Source organism: Idiomarina sp. UBA4520, assembly GCF_002388365.1.
In the GTDB taxonomy this organism is placed as follows: Bacteria; Pseudomonadota; Gammaproteobacteria; order Enterobacterales; family Alteromonadaceae; genus Idiomarina; species Idiomarina zobellii.
The window spans coordinates 1-18842 of the sequence record NZ_DGMK01000008.1; the positions used below are offsets into that span (position 1 = coordinate 1).

Below are 18842 nucleotides of genomic sequence, written 5' to 3' on the forward strand. Positions count from 1 at the left end.
GCTTCGCTGGGCAAACAAAAAAAAGCCCGCACCATAGCAGTGCGGGCAAGCGTTGCATGGGGCAAAGGGGAGCCCCTAGAGGGTTTACGACAGTTTGCGTGCAGTTAAAGCTGCATTAAGTACCGCCGCCAACTTAATGGATGATTGAATCGCTTGTGCTGTTACGTCGTGTTTCAGTAACGTTTGCACGTGCGAGTCAATGCACATTCCACATCCGTTCAGTGCTGACACTGCCAGTGAGAAAAGCTCAAAATCGGCTTTATCAACACCTGGGTTAGCCATTGCGTTCATGCGCAAACCGGCTGGCATTTTGCCAAACTGCTTATCGCTCGATAAGTGCAGGAACCGGTAGTACACGTTGTTCATGGCCATTAAAGACGCTGCGGTTTTTGCCGCTGTCTTCACATTGTCTTCGATTTTACCTTCGGCTTCTTCTTCCACAGCTTCGATAAGTTCGTTATCCGCCAAGCTGTACACCAAAGAAAGCGCTGTTCCGTAGAACTGGTCAGCCGTTAAGCCTGACGCTTCCACATTCGAGAACAAACTCGACAGGTTCAGCTTGGTATCCTTGCTGTGGTCACCGAGTAATTGCTTGTAATCGGCAATTGCCATGGGTTAACTCCTATTAAAGCGTGTCGCCACCAACTGCGCGGTTACATGGGCACAGTTCGTCAGTTTGTAAACCGTCTAAAATACGCAGAATTTCTGCCGGGTTACGGCCCACGTTCAGGTTGTTTACCGATACGTGTTGAATCACGTTGTGCGGGTCAACAACGAAAGTTGCACGCAAAGCGACGTTTTCTTCTTTGTCACGTACGCCTAAGCCGTCTACTAAAGAGCCGTTGTCCGCGAAAGAATACTGGTTCAGACGGTCAAGGTCTGGGTGCTCACGACGCCATGCTAATTTCACAAATTCGTTGTCGGTGCTGCCGCCCATAACAACCGCGTCACGGTCTGCGAAGTCTTCGTTCAGTTTTGCGAACTCAACAATTTCGGTTGGGCAAACAAAAGTGAAGTCTTTTGGGTAAAAGAAAATAATTTTCCATTTACCGGCAAAGCTGCTGTTGTCGATGGTTTCGAACGCGCTTTCGCTGTTTTCTTCAGGCATGTTGAACTTAGGTTTTGCTGCAACAACGCTGAATTCTGGTAATTTATCGCCTACTGTTAACATAAAGTGTCTCCTTGATTGGGATTTAAATCTATTCGTTCCTTAACGAGTCGAGAGCTAGTGTACGGATGGAGACAGATTGGATAAAACGAATAAAACGAATTATGATAATCGGAAATACCAATTAAGTTCGTTGCAAAGGGAAAACCATGAGCAAATTACCCAGTTTAAAAAACCTCAGTTATTTGCTGGCGTTGCATCAAGAGCAAAACTTCAATCGTGCGGCGGCTGAATGTAATGTCAGCCAATCGACGTTAAGTAGCGGTATTCAAAACTTAGAAGAGCAATTGGGCTGCCAGCTTATTGAACGTGACCATAAGTCATTTTTGTTTACGGCATTAGGCGAAGAAATTGTCGAGCGCGCACGGCAAATTTTAAGTGCCGCCGAAGAGCTCAGCCACTATGCCCAGGGGCAGGGCAATGTTATGGAAGGCCCGTTGCGTTTAGGCGTTATACCCACCATAGCCCCTTTTGTTATTGGTCAGTTAAGCAAGCGATTGCAGGATGCCTATCCGAAATTGCTACTGCAAATTTCCGAGGACACCACGCAAAACCTACTGCTTCGCCTTAAAAACGGCGAGCTCGATATTTTACTGCTGGCGTTACCCATGGATATTCAGGGCAATCAGAAATGGGTATTGGGTCGCGACCCATTTAAGCTGGTTGTGCATAAAGAGCTAGCGGATAACATTGGTGAGCCGGTTGACTACGACAAGCTTCCGGACAGAAGCATCTTTTTACTGGAGAAAGAGCATTGCATGACAGGACACGCGGTAGCCGCTTGTCAGTTAACCGACTCAGTAAAAATGAACCCTTTTACTGCCACCAGCTTACACAGCCTGGTGCAAATGGCTGACGCTCGGTTAGGCGCGACCTTTATTCCGCAAATGGCGATCGATCAGGGGATTCTCAGTAACACAGACTTAGTGCCGTTAAAACCGACCGGACAAGAAGCATCTCGTGATATTGGCTTGGTATACCGCCCTACGACCAGTCGTCGTCAGACATTCCGCAAGGTTGCGGAAGAAATTGCTCAACTACTGCCAATTAATACCTTACGCTAACAGCGCCTGTTAGCGTCTTCTTGCCGGCGGCAATGGGTATCGCTCTGCCAGACTGATGCTCTCGCCGTCCGGCTTTATAACCCGGGCATGGCGGCGGTTAAGCTGGCGCGGGTCGGTGACACCACAAGAGTGCGCAATAATATTCACCCCGTATTCCATGTACTTATGATAGTTCGCCACGCGCTCGCACTTATCAGTCGGATCGAGCCCCTTCATCAGTTTAGGATCGTCCGTCGTAACCCCGGTCGGGCAAGTGTTTTTGTTACACTGCATGGCTTGTATACAGCCCAGGGAAAACATAAAGCCCCGTGCCGATGTGACAAAGTCAGCCCCCATTGCAATAGCCCAGGCGACATCAGCCGGGGTTATCATTTTACCTGAGACAATAACTCGCACGCGCCCATGCAACCCCGCTTCTGTGAGCTTATCTATTAACACCGGCAGGCTTTCAGATACTTTTAAACCGACGTAGTCCATCAATGGTTGTGGTGCAGCACCAGTGCCACCGTCAGCACTATCGAGCGTAATGAAGTCCGGCGCTGACTCAACGCCGCGTGTTAAAATTGAATCTATGAGCTCATCTATCCAGCTCGGATCGCCCATAACGAACTTAAACCCCGTGGGTTTGCCGGTAATGCGCCGAACCTTACCGATAAAGTCGAGCAGCTCTTCGTTATTACTGATTTCTGGATGGCGGTTAGGGCTAATAGCGTCTTTACCGACTTCGATGCCACGAATTTGCGCAATTTCCTCATTCACTTTGACGCCCGGTAGAATACCGCCTTTACCCGGCTTAGCACCCTGGCTCAATTTTATTTCGAACATTTTTACATTGTCGTGACGGCCAAGTTCCGCCAAACGGTTTTCATCCAATCGACCTTCTTTATCTCTCACCCCAAACTTCGCTGTTCCCATTTGGAATACTATGTCGCAATGGCCCATAAGGTGGTAAGGCGATAAACCACCTTCGCCAGTATTCATCCAGCAACCCGCCTTCGCAGCTCCTTGCGACAATGACTTAACCGCCACCGGCGATAAGGCACCGTAGCTCATACCTGAAATATGAAAATAAGAAATTGGGGAATAGGGTGTTTCACAGTACGGCCCAATAAGCACAGGCTCAGGAGCGGCCGCTTGCTCTGCAAGAGGCGGATAGGGCGCGTTACTGAAAATAATGGTGCCGGTACGGGTTAAGTCTCGTGTCGAGCCAAACGCGACATTTCTGTCTGAGTTTTTTGCCGCGCGGTAGACCCAGCTCCGCTGCGCCCGATTAAACGGCATTTCTTCGCGATCCATCGCGAAAAAATACTGGCGCATAAATTCGCCCATGCGCTCAAAAATATAACGAAAACGACCGACAACGGGGTAATTACGCCGAATCGTGTGCTTATTCTGAGTTTTATCCACCACATACATCACACCAACGGATACAATCAGCGTGATAATAAGAAGAACAAAAATGGCCGCTAACCATTGCGCTAACACCAGAAGAGAGTCCGTACCAAAAAGCTTCTCGCTCATTCCATTCGCACTTATTTTGAAAGTTAATACGTCTATTAACGACTAAAGCCATAAACAGGTCAAGCCAAGAGTCATCAAAATTTCAATGAATGACGTATACTGAAGATAATGAAAAACAAAGGAGACCCTTATGTTTAACCGAAAACTCGTATTAACCGCACTTCTGGCAGCCTCTGCCAGCATGACAGCAGTAGCCGATACCGTCGAAACAGAGCGCCATAAAGTCACCGTCTCCACCTTTGCGGATGGTTTCACTAATCCCTGGGGCATGACGTTTTTGCCAGACAACAGCGTGTTAGTTACCGAGCGCTCGGGTGATCTTTACTGGGTGTCAGAAAACGGTAAATATCGGGAAAAAATAAGTGGTGTGCCTGAGGTTGTTGCAAAAAGCCAGGGCGGTTTGCTGGATGTCACCATTGACCCAAACTTTGATGAAAACCAATGGGTTTACATTAGTTATTCGGAGCCGGCGCAAGACGGTGGCAAAGGTAATAGCACAGCCGTTATGAGAGCAAAGCTGGTGGACAAAGCCTTTACCGATAAAGAAGTGATTTTCCGCCAGGCTCCGAAATATGAAAGCAACGCACACTTTGGTTCGCGTTTGGTGTTCTCGCCTGAAGGGCATCTGTTCGTTACTTTGGGTGACCGTTATTCGCGTATGGATGACGCTCAAACTCTCGATAACCACCACGGTAAAGTCGTACGCATTTGGCCCGACGGCAGTATTCCTGAAGACAACCCCTTTGTTGGTGAAGATAACGCGTTAGACGAAATTTGGTCTTACGGTCACCGCAATGTCCAAGGTGCAGACATTCACCCTGACACGGGCGAATTATGGACAGTAGAACATGGCCCACAAGGCGGCGATGAAGTGAATATTCCTGAAGCCGGCAAGAACTATGGCTGGCCAGAAATTACTTATGGTGTTGACTACGGCGGTGCCATTATTAGTGAAGACGCAGTGAAAGAAGGTATGGAACAACCGTTTTATTACTGGGTACCGTCGATTGCTACAGCTGGCGCAACTTTTTACACTGGCGACGCTTTTCCTGAGTGGAAAGGTGACTTTTTCGTGGCGGCACTGAAAAGCTCGTTAGTGGCTCGGTTAGACTTGTACGAAGGTCGAATGATGCATGAAGAGCGCCTGTTCGAGGATGCTGTTGATGCGCGTATTCGCGACATTAATCAAGGGCCGGACGGTTATCTGTATTTACTGACTGACGAGTCCAATGGCGCAATCATTCAAATTAAACCGGCAGATTAACGATGTTGTATTCAGCGGTATTTAGAAAATTGACTTACACGGGGCTGCCTTTACTGGCGGCCTCTTTCGTTGTGCAGTCCGCCGAAGTAGACGAAACCGTTGTCGTGACAGCAACAGAGAGCGAAACGCCCTGGCTGACAACGGCGGCGAGTATCGACCGGGTGAACGTAGAGAATACACTGCCATCGATGAACATTGATGCTGGCGATGCCTTAGCCGGTGTGGCAGGTATTCAGGCAGATAATCGTTATAACTACGCGCAAGACGCACGCCTCGTCGTACGCGGGTTTGGCTCAAGAGCCGCCTTTGGCGTGCGCGGTTTGCAATTGAATGTCGATGGTATTCCGTTGTCCATGCCTGACGGACAGGCACAAACATCCAGTTTCATTCTCGACAATGTTGATTCGTTAGAAGTGCTCCGTGGACCATTGGCGACTCTTTACGGCAACTCCGGGGGCGGAGTGGTTGAATGGTTTAGTCGCCAACCCACTGAAACGGCATTAAAGTGGAAAGGTCAGTTCAGTGAAAACGATACACAACGCTACAGTGTCAATGCGCAATGGGCAACAGACACCAAGCAGCTGCAGCTTATGGCAACCGACTTTCAGACCGACGGACCACGTCGCCATAATTCTGCAGAGCGCCAGCAACAGGCCGTACGCTGGTACCATCAATGGGACGACCAAAACCGGTTTATTCTGCGTTATGACAATAATGACGCGCCGCTACTGCAGGACCCCAGTGCATTAACACCGGAAGCCTGGCGGGAAGATCCGACACAGACCGTGCAGCGTGCTATCGACTTTAATACCCGCAAAGACATTCATCACCGACAAGGCTCTTTAAGCTGGTTTCATGAACGCGACAGCGGCGAAGGTTTAGTCTCTGTTTGGCAGGGCGACCGTGACATTGAGCAGTTCCTGCCATTTGCCGGAGACGATATTAATGAACAAGGCATTTACACCAGCTCCGGTGCGGTCATTGATGTCTCTCGCCAGTTTGAAGGAGCGCACGCGCGCTGGCGTCAGCTAGGTCAGAACTGGTCAGCAACACTAGGCGCACAACTTGAACGACAGCAAGATCATCGTTTTGGTTATGTGAATGACAATGGTGAAAAGGGTGAGTTGCGCCGTGATGAGTTTAACTGGATAGATAACGCTTCGGCCTACTTGCGCTTTCAATGGCAGTTAAGTGCTGAGTGGTCAGCAACCGGTGGTGTGCGTTACAGCGATATCAGCTACGACGTTAAAGACTACTTTACGGAGCTTGATGGTGCTGATGACAGCGGCAGTAGTGAGTTTCAGGAAACCACCGCCGCAGCCTCTCTCACCTGGCAATTTTTGCCCAGCTCAGCCACTTATTTCAGCGTTGGGCAGGGGTTCGAAACACCGACATTAACAGAGCTTGCATATCGTAACCAAGGTTCCGGATTAAACCGCGAGCTAGGTCCTTCGACTAACGAACAGTGGGAGTGGGGTATTAAGCACCAACTGCCTAGAAACTGGCGTTTACACTTGGCCTTTTTCGGTATTGAGAGCGACAACGAGATATTGGTTGATCAGTCAACTGACGGCAGAACGACCTACCGAAATGCATCAGAGACCTCTCGCGAGGGCGCCGAACTAACCATTAACGGTGCGCTGACACAGCAGTTAAACTTACTGGTCTCGTACAGCTATATCGATGCGGTATTTGGCGAAGGTCCGTTACAAGGTAATCAGCTGCCCGGTGTTGCCGAAAGCCAGGGTTACTTGCGTTTAAACTGGCAGCCAACCGAACAATGGCTCGTTCAAGTTTCAGGTCAGTATCGTGACGATACCCCGGTTAATGATGCCAACGACACGTTCGCACCCTCTTATACCACCTGGAATTTTGCGGTGAGCCGCGAGTGGCAATGGACAAACAGCGAATTAGACGTATGGGCCCGGGTCGACAATATCACCGACAAAGACTACGTCAGTGCGGTTGTAGTGAATCAGGGCAGTGGGCGCTCGTTTGAACCCGGAATAGGGCGACAAGCAAGCGTCGGCATAAGCTGGCGCCGACGCTTTTAAATGGTTTTAGACCATAGCTCTTAGTACATCGAGCAGGCGCTGAGCCGTCTGCTCCGATGACGCCGGGTTCTGACCGGTAATCAACATACCGTCCTGAACCGCATAGGCTTGCCAGTCATCGACTTTACGGTAGTGACCGCCTTTTGCTATGAGTTCGTCTTCCAGTAAGAAAGGAACAACATTGGTCAACTCGACGGCAGCCTCTTCTGTGTTACTAAAACCTGTGACAGTACGGCCCTGAACAATGGGGTCCCCGCTTGGCGTTTTCGCATTCAGCAATACCGCCGGCGCATGGCATACCGCCGATACCGGCTTACCTTTACTCCAGAAGTGCTCAATCAGCTTAATAGACTGCTCATTGTTGGTTAAATCCCATAACGGTCCGTGTCCACCTGGATAGAAAATAGCGTCAAAGTCGTCAGGGTCAACATCGTCCAACGTGCAAGTTGTTTCCAGCTTGTGTTGCGCTGTTGAGTCTTTCTCTAAACGCTCAGTAGCCTCGGTTTGCGCATCCGGCGCTGTACTGTTCGGATCCATTGGTGGTTTACCGCCTTTAGGAGACGCCAGCGTTACATCGACACCTGCATCCACAAAGACATAGTAAGGCGCAGCAAATTCCTCGACCCAAAAGCCAGTTTTATGGCCAGTGTCGCCAAGCTTGTCGTGTGAGGTTAAGACCATTAATACTTTCACTGGGTACTCCTTAAATTTCGTGTGAAATTCTCTGTAAACTTACGTGCATTTTACGCAAAAAGTCACCACTTTGATCACTCCGCCTCGTTATCAAGCCAGCGATACAGCGTACGGCGTGTAACACCGAGTATTTGTGCCGCCTGTGACTTATTGCCACCGGTATGCTCTAAAACTTTCCTTATGTACTGGCTTTGGTGCTCATCTAACGTTGGCCAGGCTGACGTTGCCGCCGGCTGACTGGTATCACTTTTCTCGACTATACGCTGCGGAAAGTCGTCTACCGACAGGGTCTCGTCACTGGAAAACGCAAACGCCCGCTCTATGGCGTTTTGAAGCTCCCGAACGTTCCCCGGAAATGGATACCGATACAGCAAATCTAATGCTTCCGCTGAAATTCCACGTACTGTTTTATCACTGCTTTTCTGTTGCTGCTGAAGAAAGAAGTTTGCCAATCGCTCGATATCCTCTCCTCGCTCTCGTAACGGAGGAACTCGCAGGCTAAACGTCTCCAGACGATAAAATAAATCTTGCCGGAATTTGCCCTCTTCAACCAACCGCTCTAAATCCTGGTGCGTCGCAGCAAGAATGCGAACATCAACTTGCTCTTCTTTGTCGCTACCAACGGCTCTTATCGTGCCTTCTTGTAAAACACGCAATAATTTGGCCTGAAGCGCCATTGGCATTTCGCCAATTTCATCCAACAATAAGGTGCCGCCGTCGGCTTGCTTTAAAAGCCCCTGCCGCTTATTCTGCGCGCCGGTAAAAGCCCCCGCCGTGTGACCAAAGAACTCACTTTCCATTAAGTCGGCTGGAATACCCGCACAGTTTACCGCCTGGAAAGGCTTGTCAGATCTATCACTCAGCTCATGTAAGGCTTTAGCCACTAACTCCTTACCTGTACCGCTTTCGCCGGTAATAAGAACACTGCCGCCGGTTGGCGCAATGTGTTCAATTTGGTCATAAAGCTTGCGCATAGCCGGGCTTTGTCCGACCAAGCCACCGGGACCTTTCTGCTGCTGTTTATAACGTTTCAGTTCCCGCTGTAATGAGCGATGCTCTAATATCCGTTCAACGCTCAACAGCAAGTGCTCAATATCCAGCGGTTTTGTCAGAAAGTCATCGGCACCTTTTTTCAGCGCATCAACCGCCTGGTCGACCGTGCCAAATGCCGTTATCAGCAGTAGCGCAGGCGGGTTATCGTGCTGCTTCAAGTCTTCCAGTAAGGTTAAACCCGATTCTCCGGGCAGGCGTATATCGCTGACAATTAAGTCAGGGCTTGCATTGCTGCTCTTAAAGTCTTCTAAACTTCCCCAGGCATCCACCTGGTAGCCTTCCGCTTCAAGTTCTTCGACCAAAAGCTCCTGTAATGCAGGGTCATCTTCAACAACACCTATGACAGCTTTAAGTACCGCCATTATTGACCTCCTAGTGCAGGCTTATCGGCCAGACTCGATGCCGGCAAACATAAAATGACGCGACAGCCACCCTTATCGTTATTCGTTAACGTCAATTCGCCCTGATGATCACTCAAAACATGTTTCACTATCGTCAGCCCCAAACCGGTGCCTTTACCTTGTGGTTTATTGGTCTCAAACGGGTGCAAGGCTTTTTCTTTCATATTGTCAGGCAGACCTTCACCGTCATCATCAATAATTATTTTCAACGCGCTATTGCTGTCGACCTCTGCGTTTATATTCACCACGTGCTGTGCTGCCTGTAGCGCATTACGCATCACGTTGACCAAGGCCAGTTCCAACCGTTTAATATCAACTTTTAGTGTGACAGCAGGTAACTCACCCAGTTCGACTCTGGCGGCGCCTTTGTCTTGCTCAAACTGAATGCTGGTTATTGCCGTATCTATCAAGGTTGCCAGCGCTATAGACTCTCGGTGCTGAACTGGCGTTCTGGAGAACGCGAGCAATTGGTTGACCAATCCGGTTAACCGCTGCACCTGACCGCGAACGGCCTGCAATTGACGCTGACTCTCTTCATCTTTATGGGTTCTTAGTAGCCGGCTGGCACGTCCGTCGATAACGGTAAGCGGAGCCCCAAGTTCGTGTGCAACGCCGCTGGCAACGCTTCCTATTGCCGCCATCTTTTCTTGTTCGCGTAATGCTTGCTGAAGCGAGGCTTCGTGTTGTCGGCGTTGTTCTAATTCTTTTTCGGCTTGCTCTATGCTGTCCAGCATTCGGTTAAGCCCTTGCGCAACCTCCTGCAACTCAGAAGGTCCCTCAGGTTTTACACGGGCTGTACGGTTCCCCCCAGCCACTTGCAACATGGCGTCTTTCAATTGAACCACATGTCGCCCAACGCCTCGATAGTGTCCAAAAACCAGCACCGCTATGGTAATGAGCGCAAAGGCTCCCCAGGTTAGCCAAGCATATTGGCTAAGCTCTTCGAAAGACTCATCGAAGTCACTCGCCCGGCGATTAATTTGCAGTAGCCCGATAATTCGGCCACCTCTATCGACAATGGGAAGAAACTGAGAAAAGACATCACGTCCCTCTACGCGACGGTAATCGTCCTGTTTGATGCCTGTTTGTACGGTTTGCAAAGCAAGGCGGCTGTTACTTAAATCGGTTTCCGTTACGCCCGCTTCAGCAACCTGCTCACCATAGACGTTATATACAGAGGCTCCATAAACCCGGCCAATGCTAAATACTGAGTCCAGGTTGGCCTGCACCGTATCTAAGTCGTTATTCAGCAACGCATCACTAATAGGTAAGCTAATCGCGCGTCCCAATAACTCTAAGTCGCTTTTCAGGCGGTCATTAGCATTTTCTGAAGCTACCTGAAGACCAACGGTGATTGCCGCGCCCGATATCAGCAGCATAGGAACCACAACATAAGCCAGTAGCCGCCGTTGCAGGCTCGATAGAGACCAATTGTATACTTTTGTCACACACGCCTCCTTTGACTGTGTCTTCAGGATACACATTTTTAAGGATTCTTTCTGTTGCTTTTAATCGAACTAAATAAAGCACTTTAAAAACAGTTACTTGTAAAGTTGGCACAGTCTTCGCTTTAGTAAGAGCGTTAGTAAATCTGACAGAATCAACAAGGAGATTATCATGCAAAAGACAATTATCGCATTAGCAACGGTATTCGCACTGGGTAGCACTGCAGCTATGGCTCAACAGCAACAAGCTCAAGGCAACATGGCTCAGCAACAGCAGCAAACTCAGGAAATTACCGAAGGCATGTTAGTTAAGTTTGTTTCGGCAATGGAAGAAGTACAAGGCGTTACTGAAAAGTATCGTGAAAAGTTCCAAAACGCTGAAAACCAAGAAGAAGCTCGCGGAATTCAGCAATCTGCTCAAAAAGAAATGATTGCGGCTGTTGAAGACGCAGGCCTTACTCCTCAAGAGTACAACATGATTATTCAGCAAGCTCAGAACGACGAAGAACTGCGTGCTCGTTTGGAAGAGTTAACCTCTGATTCTTAATTCGTTTTAGCGAACCCCCATTGAGAAACGGCCGGCAATTTAGCCGGCCGTTTTTATTTGTAACTACGACTAAAGTCGTAGTGGTCCCACCATAATTACCACCTATCCCCACAATTTAGCGTGTAACGCTTGATCATTTGTTAATTTGGTGTAATAACAACTAAGTACTATCGTCGATAGTTACAAGAAAAACAAAATGTTATCCATCGCGGGGAGAACAACAATGAAAACAGCATTTAAGTACTCATTATGTGCTCTAGCTGTTGGCGCACTGTTTCATTCGCCAAACAGTTTTGCACAAGAGGACGCTCAAGCAGAAGACGAGCGTTTAGAACGAATTCAGGTTACAGGTTCACGTATTTCGAGAACCGATATGGAAGGCGCTTCTCCAGTCGAAGTTATCGACAGGGAAAGTATTGAAGCTTCCGGTTTTAACAACCTTCAACAACTTTTAGAGCGTCTGCCATCTGCCGGTGTAGGCACCTTCTCAACTCAGGGTAACAGTCAGGACACCACTGCAAACGGTGCCGCTGCAATCAGTTTGCGTGGCTTTGGTGCCGATTCGACCTTAGTTCTGTTAAATGGACGTCGTGTCGCTGTATCTTCGTTCGCAGAAGGCGTTGCTAATTCATTTGTCGATATTAACTCGATTCCAGTCGCAGCCATTGAACGTATCGATATTCTTAAAGACGGTGCGTCGGCTATTTATGGTTCTGACGCCGTAGCCGGTGTTGTAAACATTATTCTACGCGACGATTTCGTCGGTACTGAATTAACAGCTAGTCACGGTGGTACCACCGGTGATGTGAACTACGAAGAAACCAGCATGAGCTTAGTCTGGGGTACCGGTGGTGATGACAGTAACACCACCATGATTCTAGACTACTGGAAAAACACCTCTATAGTCGGTGCTGAATTTGGTCGTAACGGCACAGCAAACCAAGCACCTTGGGGTGGTAACGATTTCCGTTCTTCTCGTGGTTTCCCAGGAAGCTTTATCGTTGACGGAGCTGAGCAACCCGATCCAGATTGCCCTCCTGGCTCTGAAGTAGGTACTCGCTGTGTATTTGATTACGGTCCTTATGCTCAAATCTTCCCTGAAGCAGAGCGTGTGGGCGCAATAATCCAGTCTCGCAAAGAGTTTTCTCGTGACGTCGAAGGTTACATTGAAATAGCCGCTCAGCATAACCGCTCTAAAGCCGGTGGTGCACCAACACCTTTAGATGCTGACGCTGGTCTTTATGTGCCAGCAGACCACCCTAACAACCCTTGGGGTGAGCGTGTAGACATCAACTTTTTCCGTACCGTTGATGCAGGCCCTCGTATCTGGGACGTTGAGTCGGATACCTTACGCTTTATTGCTGGTTTACGCGGTGATTTAAATGGCTGGGGCTGGGATGTTTCTTACCAGAAAGGCCGCAGTGAAGGTATGCAGACAGGTTCTCGTGAACAAGGCTGGGTGCGCACTGACTTCCTACAAGAAGAAATTAACGCCGGGAACTACAATCCATTTGGCGGTACGATTAACGACCCTGAAGTCATTAACGACATAACAACCTCTTTGGTTCGTCGTGGTGAGTCACACTTAACGGCTATTGATGCAAGCATCGCGGGTGAAGCTTTCCAGCTAGGCGATCATTATGTGTCTATGGCGGCCGGTCTTGAGTATCGTGAAGAAGACGTATTTGACCAGCCAGATGATCAGTTCCAACGCGGTTTAATTTTTGGTACTGAGTCAGTACAGGCAGAAGCAGAACGCGATCAGTGGGCAGCTTACATGGAGTTCTTAATTCCAATTACTGACACACTCGAGCTGACTGCTGCTGGTCGTTATGATGATTACAGTGATTTTGGATCAACCTTTAACCCTCAGTTTAAGCTTCAATGGCGTCCAACAGAAGACGTAACCCTTCGCGCGTCTTATGGTGAAGGTTTCCGCGCACCATCACTGGCTCAAATTGGTTTAGGTCCGTCTCAAGTATCGACATTCTTCACAGATACCTACCGCTGTGAAACGGATGGTGAAAGCTGTGTCCCGCTTGACTACACTATTGTATTCTCAGGCTCAGACGGCTTGCAGCCAGAAGAATCATCTAACTATAACTTAGGTGCTGTTTGGCAGATTACAGATGATTTCGATGTTTCAGCTGACTACTGGTCCATTGAGCAAGACAACAAAATTGTTCAAAACGATTTTGAAAACGTTTATGACGAAAATTGTAATGACCAAAGTAGCGACGTCTGCGTTCGCCGCGCCCCTCTACCTGGCGACGAGTTAGGTGAGCTCGCAACGCTGTATAACACTTATGTCAACTTATCAAGCCAGGAAGCTGCCGGTCTTGATTTATCAGCCAACTACAACTGGGATACTCAAGGTATGGGTACGGTTCGATTTGGCTTTGATTGGTCATACATGAGTAAGTTTGAAAAAGACGGTATCGACTACGCCGGTGAATATGAGTATCCAGAGCATCGCTGGACAGGTCGTGCTGAGTGGAGCCAGGATGCGTTAGGGGTTAATTTAAACCTTAACTACATTGGTGAGTTTGAAGACTACCAGGCACCGGCTTTAGTTGAGAGTGAAGAAACTCGTATGGTTGATAAACAACTACTGGTTGATTTACAAGCTTACTATGACGTGACTTCTCAGCTTCGCGTTACTCTTGGTACAACTAACCTGTTTGACGAAGAGCCACCAGAAGCGTTTAACACTGACCTTTACGGTTATGCTCCAAGCGTTCACAACCCTCGTGGTCGCTTTGTTTATACCAAAGTCAGTTACTCGTTTTAATAACTAAGTCTTAGCAGACTGTAAAATCCGCAATCAGTTAGGTCTGATTGCGGATTTTTTTGATCATATCTCCTATGCTTTACGTAACTTATTAAACTAAAAAGAATTAACGCAAGGAGACAGCGACGTGAAAGCATCCGATTTATTCGTAAAAGCTCTGGAGAACGAAGGTGTTGAATACGTTTTCGGTATTCCGGGCGAAGAAAATCTGGACTTATTAGAGTCTCTTTCAAAATCTAATATCGAGCTTATTCTAACTCGTCATGAGCAAGGTGCCGGCTTTATGGCCGCCACTTATGGTCGACTTACCGGCAAACCAGGTGTTTGTTTGTCGACGTTAGGACCGGGCGCGACCAACCTGGTCACTCCGGTCGCTTATGCGCAGCTAGGTGCTATGCCTATGGTCGTAATTACAGGCCAAAAACCTATTAAAGAGCGCCAGCAGGGTCAGTTCCAGATTATCGATGTTGTCGACATGATGACGCCTATTACCAAATACACCCAGCCTATTATTAGCGCTAATAGTATTCCGGCACATATCCGCGAAGCCTTTCGCCGAGCGGAAGATGAACGCCCCGGTGCTTCACACCTGGAACTATCGGACGACATTGCTCGTGAGGAAGTGAGTGCTAACCCAATAACTCCGAGTTTCTCGCGCCGCCCTATAACTGAACATAAAGCGGTTCGTCATGTTCTGCAATTACTGAAAGATGCAAAACATCCGGTGTTACTTATTGGTGCTGCGGCAAACCGAAAAATTACGGCGAAAATGTTAAGAGCCTTTGTCGATAAAACCGGCATTCCGTTTATTACGACTCAAATGGGTAAAGGGGTTATCAACGAAGATCACCCTCGCTGGTTGGGCAACGCTGCGGTTTCAGACGGTGACTACCCGCACCGTGCCATTGAAAAAGCAGACTTAATTCTTAATGTGGGGCACGATGTTGTCGAGAAGCCGCCCTTTATGATGAAAACGGGCGTAAACGACGACAGAAAAGTGGTTCACATTAATTTCCAGGGTGCCCAAGTCGACTCTGTCTACTTCCCGCACGCCAGTATGATTGGTGACATTGGTAACAGCATTTGGCAACTGAAGGAAGGTATTGAGCCACAAGAGCACTGGGACTTTGACTTTATGCTGAAAGTCCGCGATCACATGCGTGACCATACCGACGAAGGTGCCGATGACGATCGCTTTCCAATTCTACCTCAGCGTTTAGTTGAGGATGTTCGTGACGTTATGCCAGATGATGGTGTTATTGCACTGGATAACGGCATTTATAAAATTTGGTTTGCCCGTAATTATCCGGCGCGTGAGCCGAATACCGTATTGCTGGATAACGCATTAGCTTCTATGGGTGCGGGCTTACCTTCGGCAATGGCTGCCAAACTGGTCAACCCTGAGAAAAAAGTCATGGCAATATGCGGAGACGGTGGGTTCATGATGAACTCACAAGAGCTTGAAACCGCAGTGCGCATGAATCTGGACATTGTCATTGTTATTCTTAACGACAGTGGCTATGGCATGATTAAATGGAAACAACAGCACATGGGTTTAAGCGACTATGGTTTAGACTTCAATAATCCGGACTTTGTGAAGTACGCTGAGTCCTATGGCGCTAAAGGGTATCGCGTGGACAGCACCGAAAACTTGATACCACTGATGAAAGAGTGCCTGGACAAACCAGGTGTACACCTCATTGATGTTCCCATGGACTACTCACAAAACGACCGACTGTTGAACGAAGAAATTCCTGAACGCAGCCGGGCGATAAAAGCCTATTAAGCTTTAGATGGGTCGGTATCCGCGAAGTAGGGGTAGTCGTTGAGCTTATCAACGAAAGCCTCAAGTCGCGGGTACTTATCCAAATTAAAACGCTGACGGAATAACCCCCAACTTAAAAAGCAGCCCAACCGCAGCTCGCCATCACTGAATGGATGTGGACCCTCGTACGCCACTGCGTGATCTTTTTCTTCCATCAACTGCAATATATCATTGATGCGCTCTTGCTGGCGCTGCAAATAAGGCGCCTGTGAACTTTTTATACCATCTTTTTCCAGCAAGAAAATATTGATGGCAGCATCCATTGCCGTATTGACCAGACAGTATTGATCGAAGTCTTTTGTATCGGCAAAGAAACGCTCACCAGCTTTCTCCCGCACGTACTTTAAAATACTGGTTGAATCATGCAGTCGTAAATCGTTATGGTGCAAAAACGGGACCTTTTTCGCCGGGCTCAGTTTTGCGCTTGTGTCGAAGTCAGTCTCTGTTAGCGAAAACTTCGTGTCCGTTTCTAGCAAGGCAATACGGCAATGTCTTACATAAGGTGACGTATAACTGCCAAACAATTCCATGGTAAACCTCCGTTAATGATCACGACAGGCTTCGTCCGGATATTCCAGCTCTATAGTGGTATGAGCTAATTCAAACTCGGCCAATTGTTCTGATATTTTTTCTTTTAACACCGCTCTCTCAGTGCTGGTTAACTCCTTTGATACCACAATATGTGCTGTTAATACATGGCGTTCACCATCAAGCGACCAAAAATGTAAATGGTGTGCGTTATCGACTAAATCCAACGCCACCAACTTTTTATGGATTTGCTGATATATTTCTGGGTCAGGAGAAGCCTGAACAAATAGCTTAATAGTCGACCCTAAGTGGCGTATTACGTTCACTAAAATAAACAGGGTAAACGCAATAGACAATAAAGGATCTAAAATAGGCCAGTCGACAAACAGTAAGACAATAGAGACAACCAGCACTGCAAGCCAACCGAGAACATCTTCCAGCAAATGCCAGTTCAATACCCGTTCATTAAGTGACTGACCTTTCGAGAGTTTGAATGCCGCATAACCGTTCACAATAACACCAAATACGGCCAGCAAAGCCATGCCTTCAGCCATAGGCATAACCGGATTCCACAGCCTTGGAATCGCCTCAAACAGAATCCAGATAGAACCGGCTGTAAGAATAACTGCATTGATAAAGGCGCCGACTAAGGAGAGACGACGGTAGCCATAAGTAAAGGTATTGGTCGCGTCTTTACGACTGAATTTATCCAGCAACCAGGCCATACCAATAGAGATACTGTCTCCTAAGTCATGAACCGCATCGGCAAGTATCGCGGTACTGTTGGTCAGCACTCCGCCAATAAACTCGATAACTGTGAAGCACAGGTTTAAGAAGAACGCCCAGCCAATGCGCTCTGAAGCCGTATCATGATGATGATGGTGATGCATAGTGCTCCTAACTTAACAATTCTTTGTTCTAATAAGACTCTCAAATAGTATAAGCAATCATACCGCCTGCTAGCCAAAGAACACTGACTACACACAAAGCATTCATTACTTTATCCCCAACAGACGACCCGCCGTGGTCATGATGATGGTGGTGCTCATGCTCTTTTTGTTTCTTACGCCAAAGTACAACCATGACAGCGCTAAGTAGTAAGAAAATAACATTCAGCACAAAACCATAATTGAGTTTGAAGTGTTCTTGCTTAGCCGGTGAGGACCATTGAGACGCATCGGGTAAGGCATCAAAGGCCAACAATCCGTAATGCATAGCAAGAGACGCCGCTACCAGGCAAATAAAAAGCATTAAAGCAATGTACAGAGCCATTTTCCAACCATAGTAGCGGGCATTAATTTTCAGCACTGGCAGCACAATTAAGTCAGAGAAAATGAATGCCATAACACCCGCGAAGGCAACCCCTTCACCAAACAGAACAGCTGCCAGCGGAATGTTCCCCATGGAACCTATAAAAGTAAAAAACGCGGCAATAGGACCTACAACAGCCTGTTGCAATAATGACCAGAAACCTGGCTCACCTTGAGTACCCACACCAATAAACAGCCACTCGAAGAAAGCACTGGGCACAAAGGCAGAAATAACACCAGCTACGGTAAAACCAATAAGAACATCCTGCCAGACCATCTGCCATTCCATCACATATTTCTGGCCAACTTTTTGCCAGGTATCGACACTGAGCAAATCGGAAAGCGTACTTTCATGATGGTGCTCGTCGTCTTCATCTTCCTCTTTACGGGCACTTTTAATGAGGTTTTGGGGGTTGGTTAGGGTGATGAATAACCAGACGAAGAGAATAAGCAACAATCCGCCGACATACTCACCAACGACAAATTGCCAGCCTAGAAATATTGAAATAACAAAACCCAGTTCAATAACCAGGTTTGTAGAGGCCAGCATGAAAGCCATAGAGGCGCTAAACGCTGCGCCTTTGTTAAATAAAGCCCGGGTCGTTGAAAGTGCAGCGAAACTACAGGAGCTAGAGATAAAACCAAAGAAGGTACCCAGCGACACAGACTTTAAGTCATTGCCGCCCATTGCTTTGCGCATGCGCCGCTTAGTAATAAGCACTTGGATTAAGCTACTGATCAAATAACCTAATACAAACGCCCATAACGCCATCCAGAAAAAGCCAAGGCTGGTGTACGCCGATTCGCCCCATAGCGATATGAAATTATCCATAATGGCTCCTTATCGTTACGCTCTTCTATTATAGCTACGTATTTTTTAAAAGTTTGATCGCTTTTCGGGTATTTACTGTGAGAAGAGACGGCAACCAACAAAGCACGTTATGACAATTATCCAACTAAGCTCTTTCTTTATTTTCACTAGCTTTTAACCAATAAAGAAAAACATCCACCGCTCCACTGAGAGAGGAAAACAAAAAGATAAATTTAGTTGCCTGCCATGAAACTAGACTAAAATGTTGCACAGTCAACTCTTCGTTTAGTCCAAGTTTAATAGCGAAAATAGTGAATATAATAGCAGCACTTATGACTAACCAGTGTAGTGGCAGACTAAACCCGAA

Annotated in this window: 16 protein-coding genes; 6 read left to right on the forward strand and 10 right to left on the reverse strand. The window is 47.7% G+C overall.

Annotated features, from left to right (window positions below; genetic code table 11):
* Positions 1-84: 84 nt before the first annotated feature.
* Positions 85-612 (reverse strand): carboxymuconolactone decarboxylase family protein, encoded by a 528-nt coding sequence (locus B3850_RS02840; RefSeq protein WP_053954552.1) that lies wholly within the window; start codon positions 610-612, stop codon positions 85-87.
* A gap of 13 nt (positions 613-625) precedes the next feature.
* Positions 626-1171 (reverse strand): peroxiredoxin, encoded by a 546-nt coding sequence (locus tag B3850_RS02845; RefSeq protein WP_286872320.1) that lies wholly within the window; start codon positions 1169-1171, stop codon positions 626-628.
* A 146-nt stretch (positions 1172-1317) separates the two neighbouring features.
* Here B3850_RS02845 and B3850_RS02850 point away from each other — a divergent pair, with 146 nt between their 5' ends.
* Positions 1318-2232, forward strand: coding sequence for a hydrogen peroxide-inducible genes activator (locus tag B3850_RS02850; RefSeq protein ID WP_126752068.1), 915 nt, complete (start codon positions 1318-1320; stop codon positions 2230-2232).
* 9 nt (positions 2233-2241) lie between these two features.
* On the opposite strand, the gene B3850_RS02855 is transcribed toward B3850_RS02850, so the two are convergent.
* Positions 2242-3753 carry an FMN-binding glutamate synthase family protein gene (locus B3850_RS02855; RefSeq protein ID WP_286911367.1) on the reverse strand — a complete coding sequence of 504 codons (1512 nt, stop codon included), beginning with the start codon at positions 3751-3753 and terminating at the stop codon, positions 2242-2244.
* 130 nt (positions 3754-3883) lie between these two features.
* On the opposite strand from B3850_RS02855, the gene B3850_RS02860 reads away from it, so the two are divergent.
* The gene (locus B3850_RS02860) at positions 3884-5017 is read left to right on the forward strand and encodes a PQQ-dependent sugar dehydrogenase (RefSeq protein WP_286872316.1); all 1134 of its coding nucleotides are present in this window, start codon (positions 3884-3886) and stop codon (positions 5015-5017) included.
* Between the two features lie 2 nt (positions 5018-5019).
* A complete protein-coding gene (locus B3850_RS02865; protein WP_286872314.1) occupies positions 5020-7071 on the forward strand; it encodes a TonB-dependent receptor family protein in 2052 nt (683 codons plus the stop codon).
* A gap of 6 nt (positions 7072-7077) precedes the next feature.
* On the opposite strand, the gene B3850_RS02870 is transcribed toward B3850_RS02865, so the two are convergent.
* The 3 genes from B3850_RS02870 to B3850_RS02880 all read right to left on the reverse strand — a co-directional run bounded on the left by B3850_RS02870 (position 7078) and on the right by B3850_RS02880 (position 10666).
* A complete protein-coding gene (locus B3850_RS02870; RefSeq protein WP_053954558.1) occupies positions 7078-7764 on the reverse strand; it encodes a type 1 glutamine amidotransferase domain-containing protein in 687 nt (228 codons plus the stop codon).
* 74 nt (positions 7765-7838) lie between these two features.
* Positions 7839-9179 (reverse strand): sigma-54-dependent transcriptional regulator, encoded by a 1341-nt coding sequence (locus tag B3850_RS02875; RefSeq protein WP_053954559.1) that lies wholly within the window; start codon positions 9177-9179, stop codon positions 7839-7841.
* Positions 9179-10666 (reverse strand): sensor histidine kinase, encoded by a 1488-nt coding sequence (locus tag B3850_RS02880; RefSeq protein ID WP_286872306.1) that lies wholly within the window; start codon positions 10664-10666, stop codon positions 9179-9181. Before B3850_RS02880 ends, B3850_RS02875 begins: the two co-directional genes overlap by 1 nt.
* Positions 10667-10835: 169 nt before the next feature.
* Here B3850_RS02880 and B3850_RS02885 point away from each other — a divergent pair, with 169 nt between their 5' ends.
* The 3 genes from B3850_RS02885 (at position 10836) to B3850_RS02895 (ending at position 15787) form a co-directional block, all read left to right on the forward strand.
* Positions 10836-11210: a DUF4168 domain-containing protein gene (locus tag B3850_RS02885; RefSeq protein WP_286872303.1), complete on the forward strand. Its 375-nt coding sequence runs from the start codon at positions 10836-10838 to the stop codon at positions 11208-11210.
* Positions 11211-11433: 223 nt separating this feature from the next.
* A complete protein-coding gene (locus B3850_RS02890; protein ID WP_286872300.1) occupies positions 11434-14001 on the forward strand; it encodes a TonB-dependent receptor in 2568 nt (855 codons plus the stop codon).
* A gap of 127 nt (positions 14002-14128) precedes the next feature.
* Complete coding sequence (locus B3850_RS02895; RefSeq protein ID WP_286911368.1) at positions 14129-15787, forward strand: acetolactate synthase large subunit; 1659 nt, start codon at positions 14129-14131, stop codon at positions 15785-15787.
* On the opposite strand, the gene B3850_RS02900 is transcribed toward B3850_RS02895, so the two are convergent.
* From B3850_RS02900 to B3850_RS02915, 4 genes are all read right to left on the reverse strand, one after another.
* On the reverse strand, positions 15784-16356 hold the full coding sequence (locus tag B3850_RS02900) for a glutathione S-transferase family protein (protein WP_058576446.1): 573 nt from the start codon (positions 16354-16356) through the stop codon (positions 15784-15786). The two genes, B3850_RS02895 and B3850_RS02900, sit on opposite strands and share 4 nt — an antisense overlap.
* Positions 16357-16368: 12 nt before the next feature.
* The gene (locus B3850_RS02905) at positions 16369-17244 is read right to left on the reverse strand and encodes a cation diffusion facilitator family transporter (RefSeq protein ID WP_286872293.1); all 876 of its coding nucleotides are present in this window, start codon (positions 17242-17244) and stop codon (positions 16369-16371) included.
* A 40-nt stretch (positions 17245-17284) separates the two neighbouring features.
* Positions 17285-18496, reverse strand: coding sequence for a permease (locus B3850_RS02910; RefSeq protein ID WP_286872290.1), 1212 nt, complete (start codon positions 18494-18496; stop codon positions 17285-17287).
* 124 nt (positions 18497-18620) lie between these two features.
* Positions 18621-18842: hypothetical protein (locus B3850_RS02915; RefSeq protein WP_286911369.1), on the reverse strand; the 222-nt coding region annotated here is incomplete at its 5' end.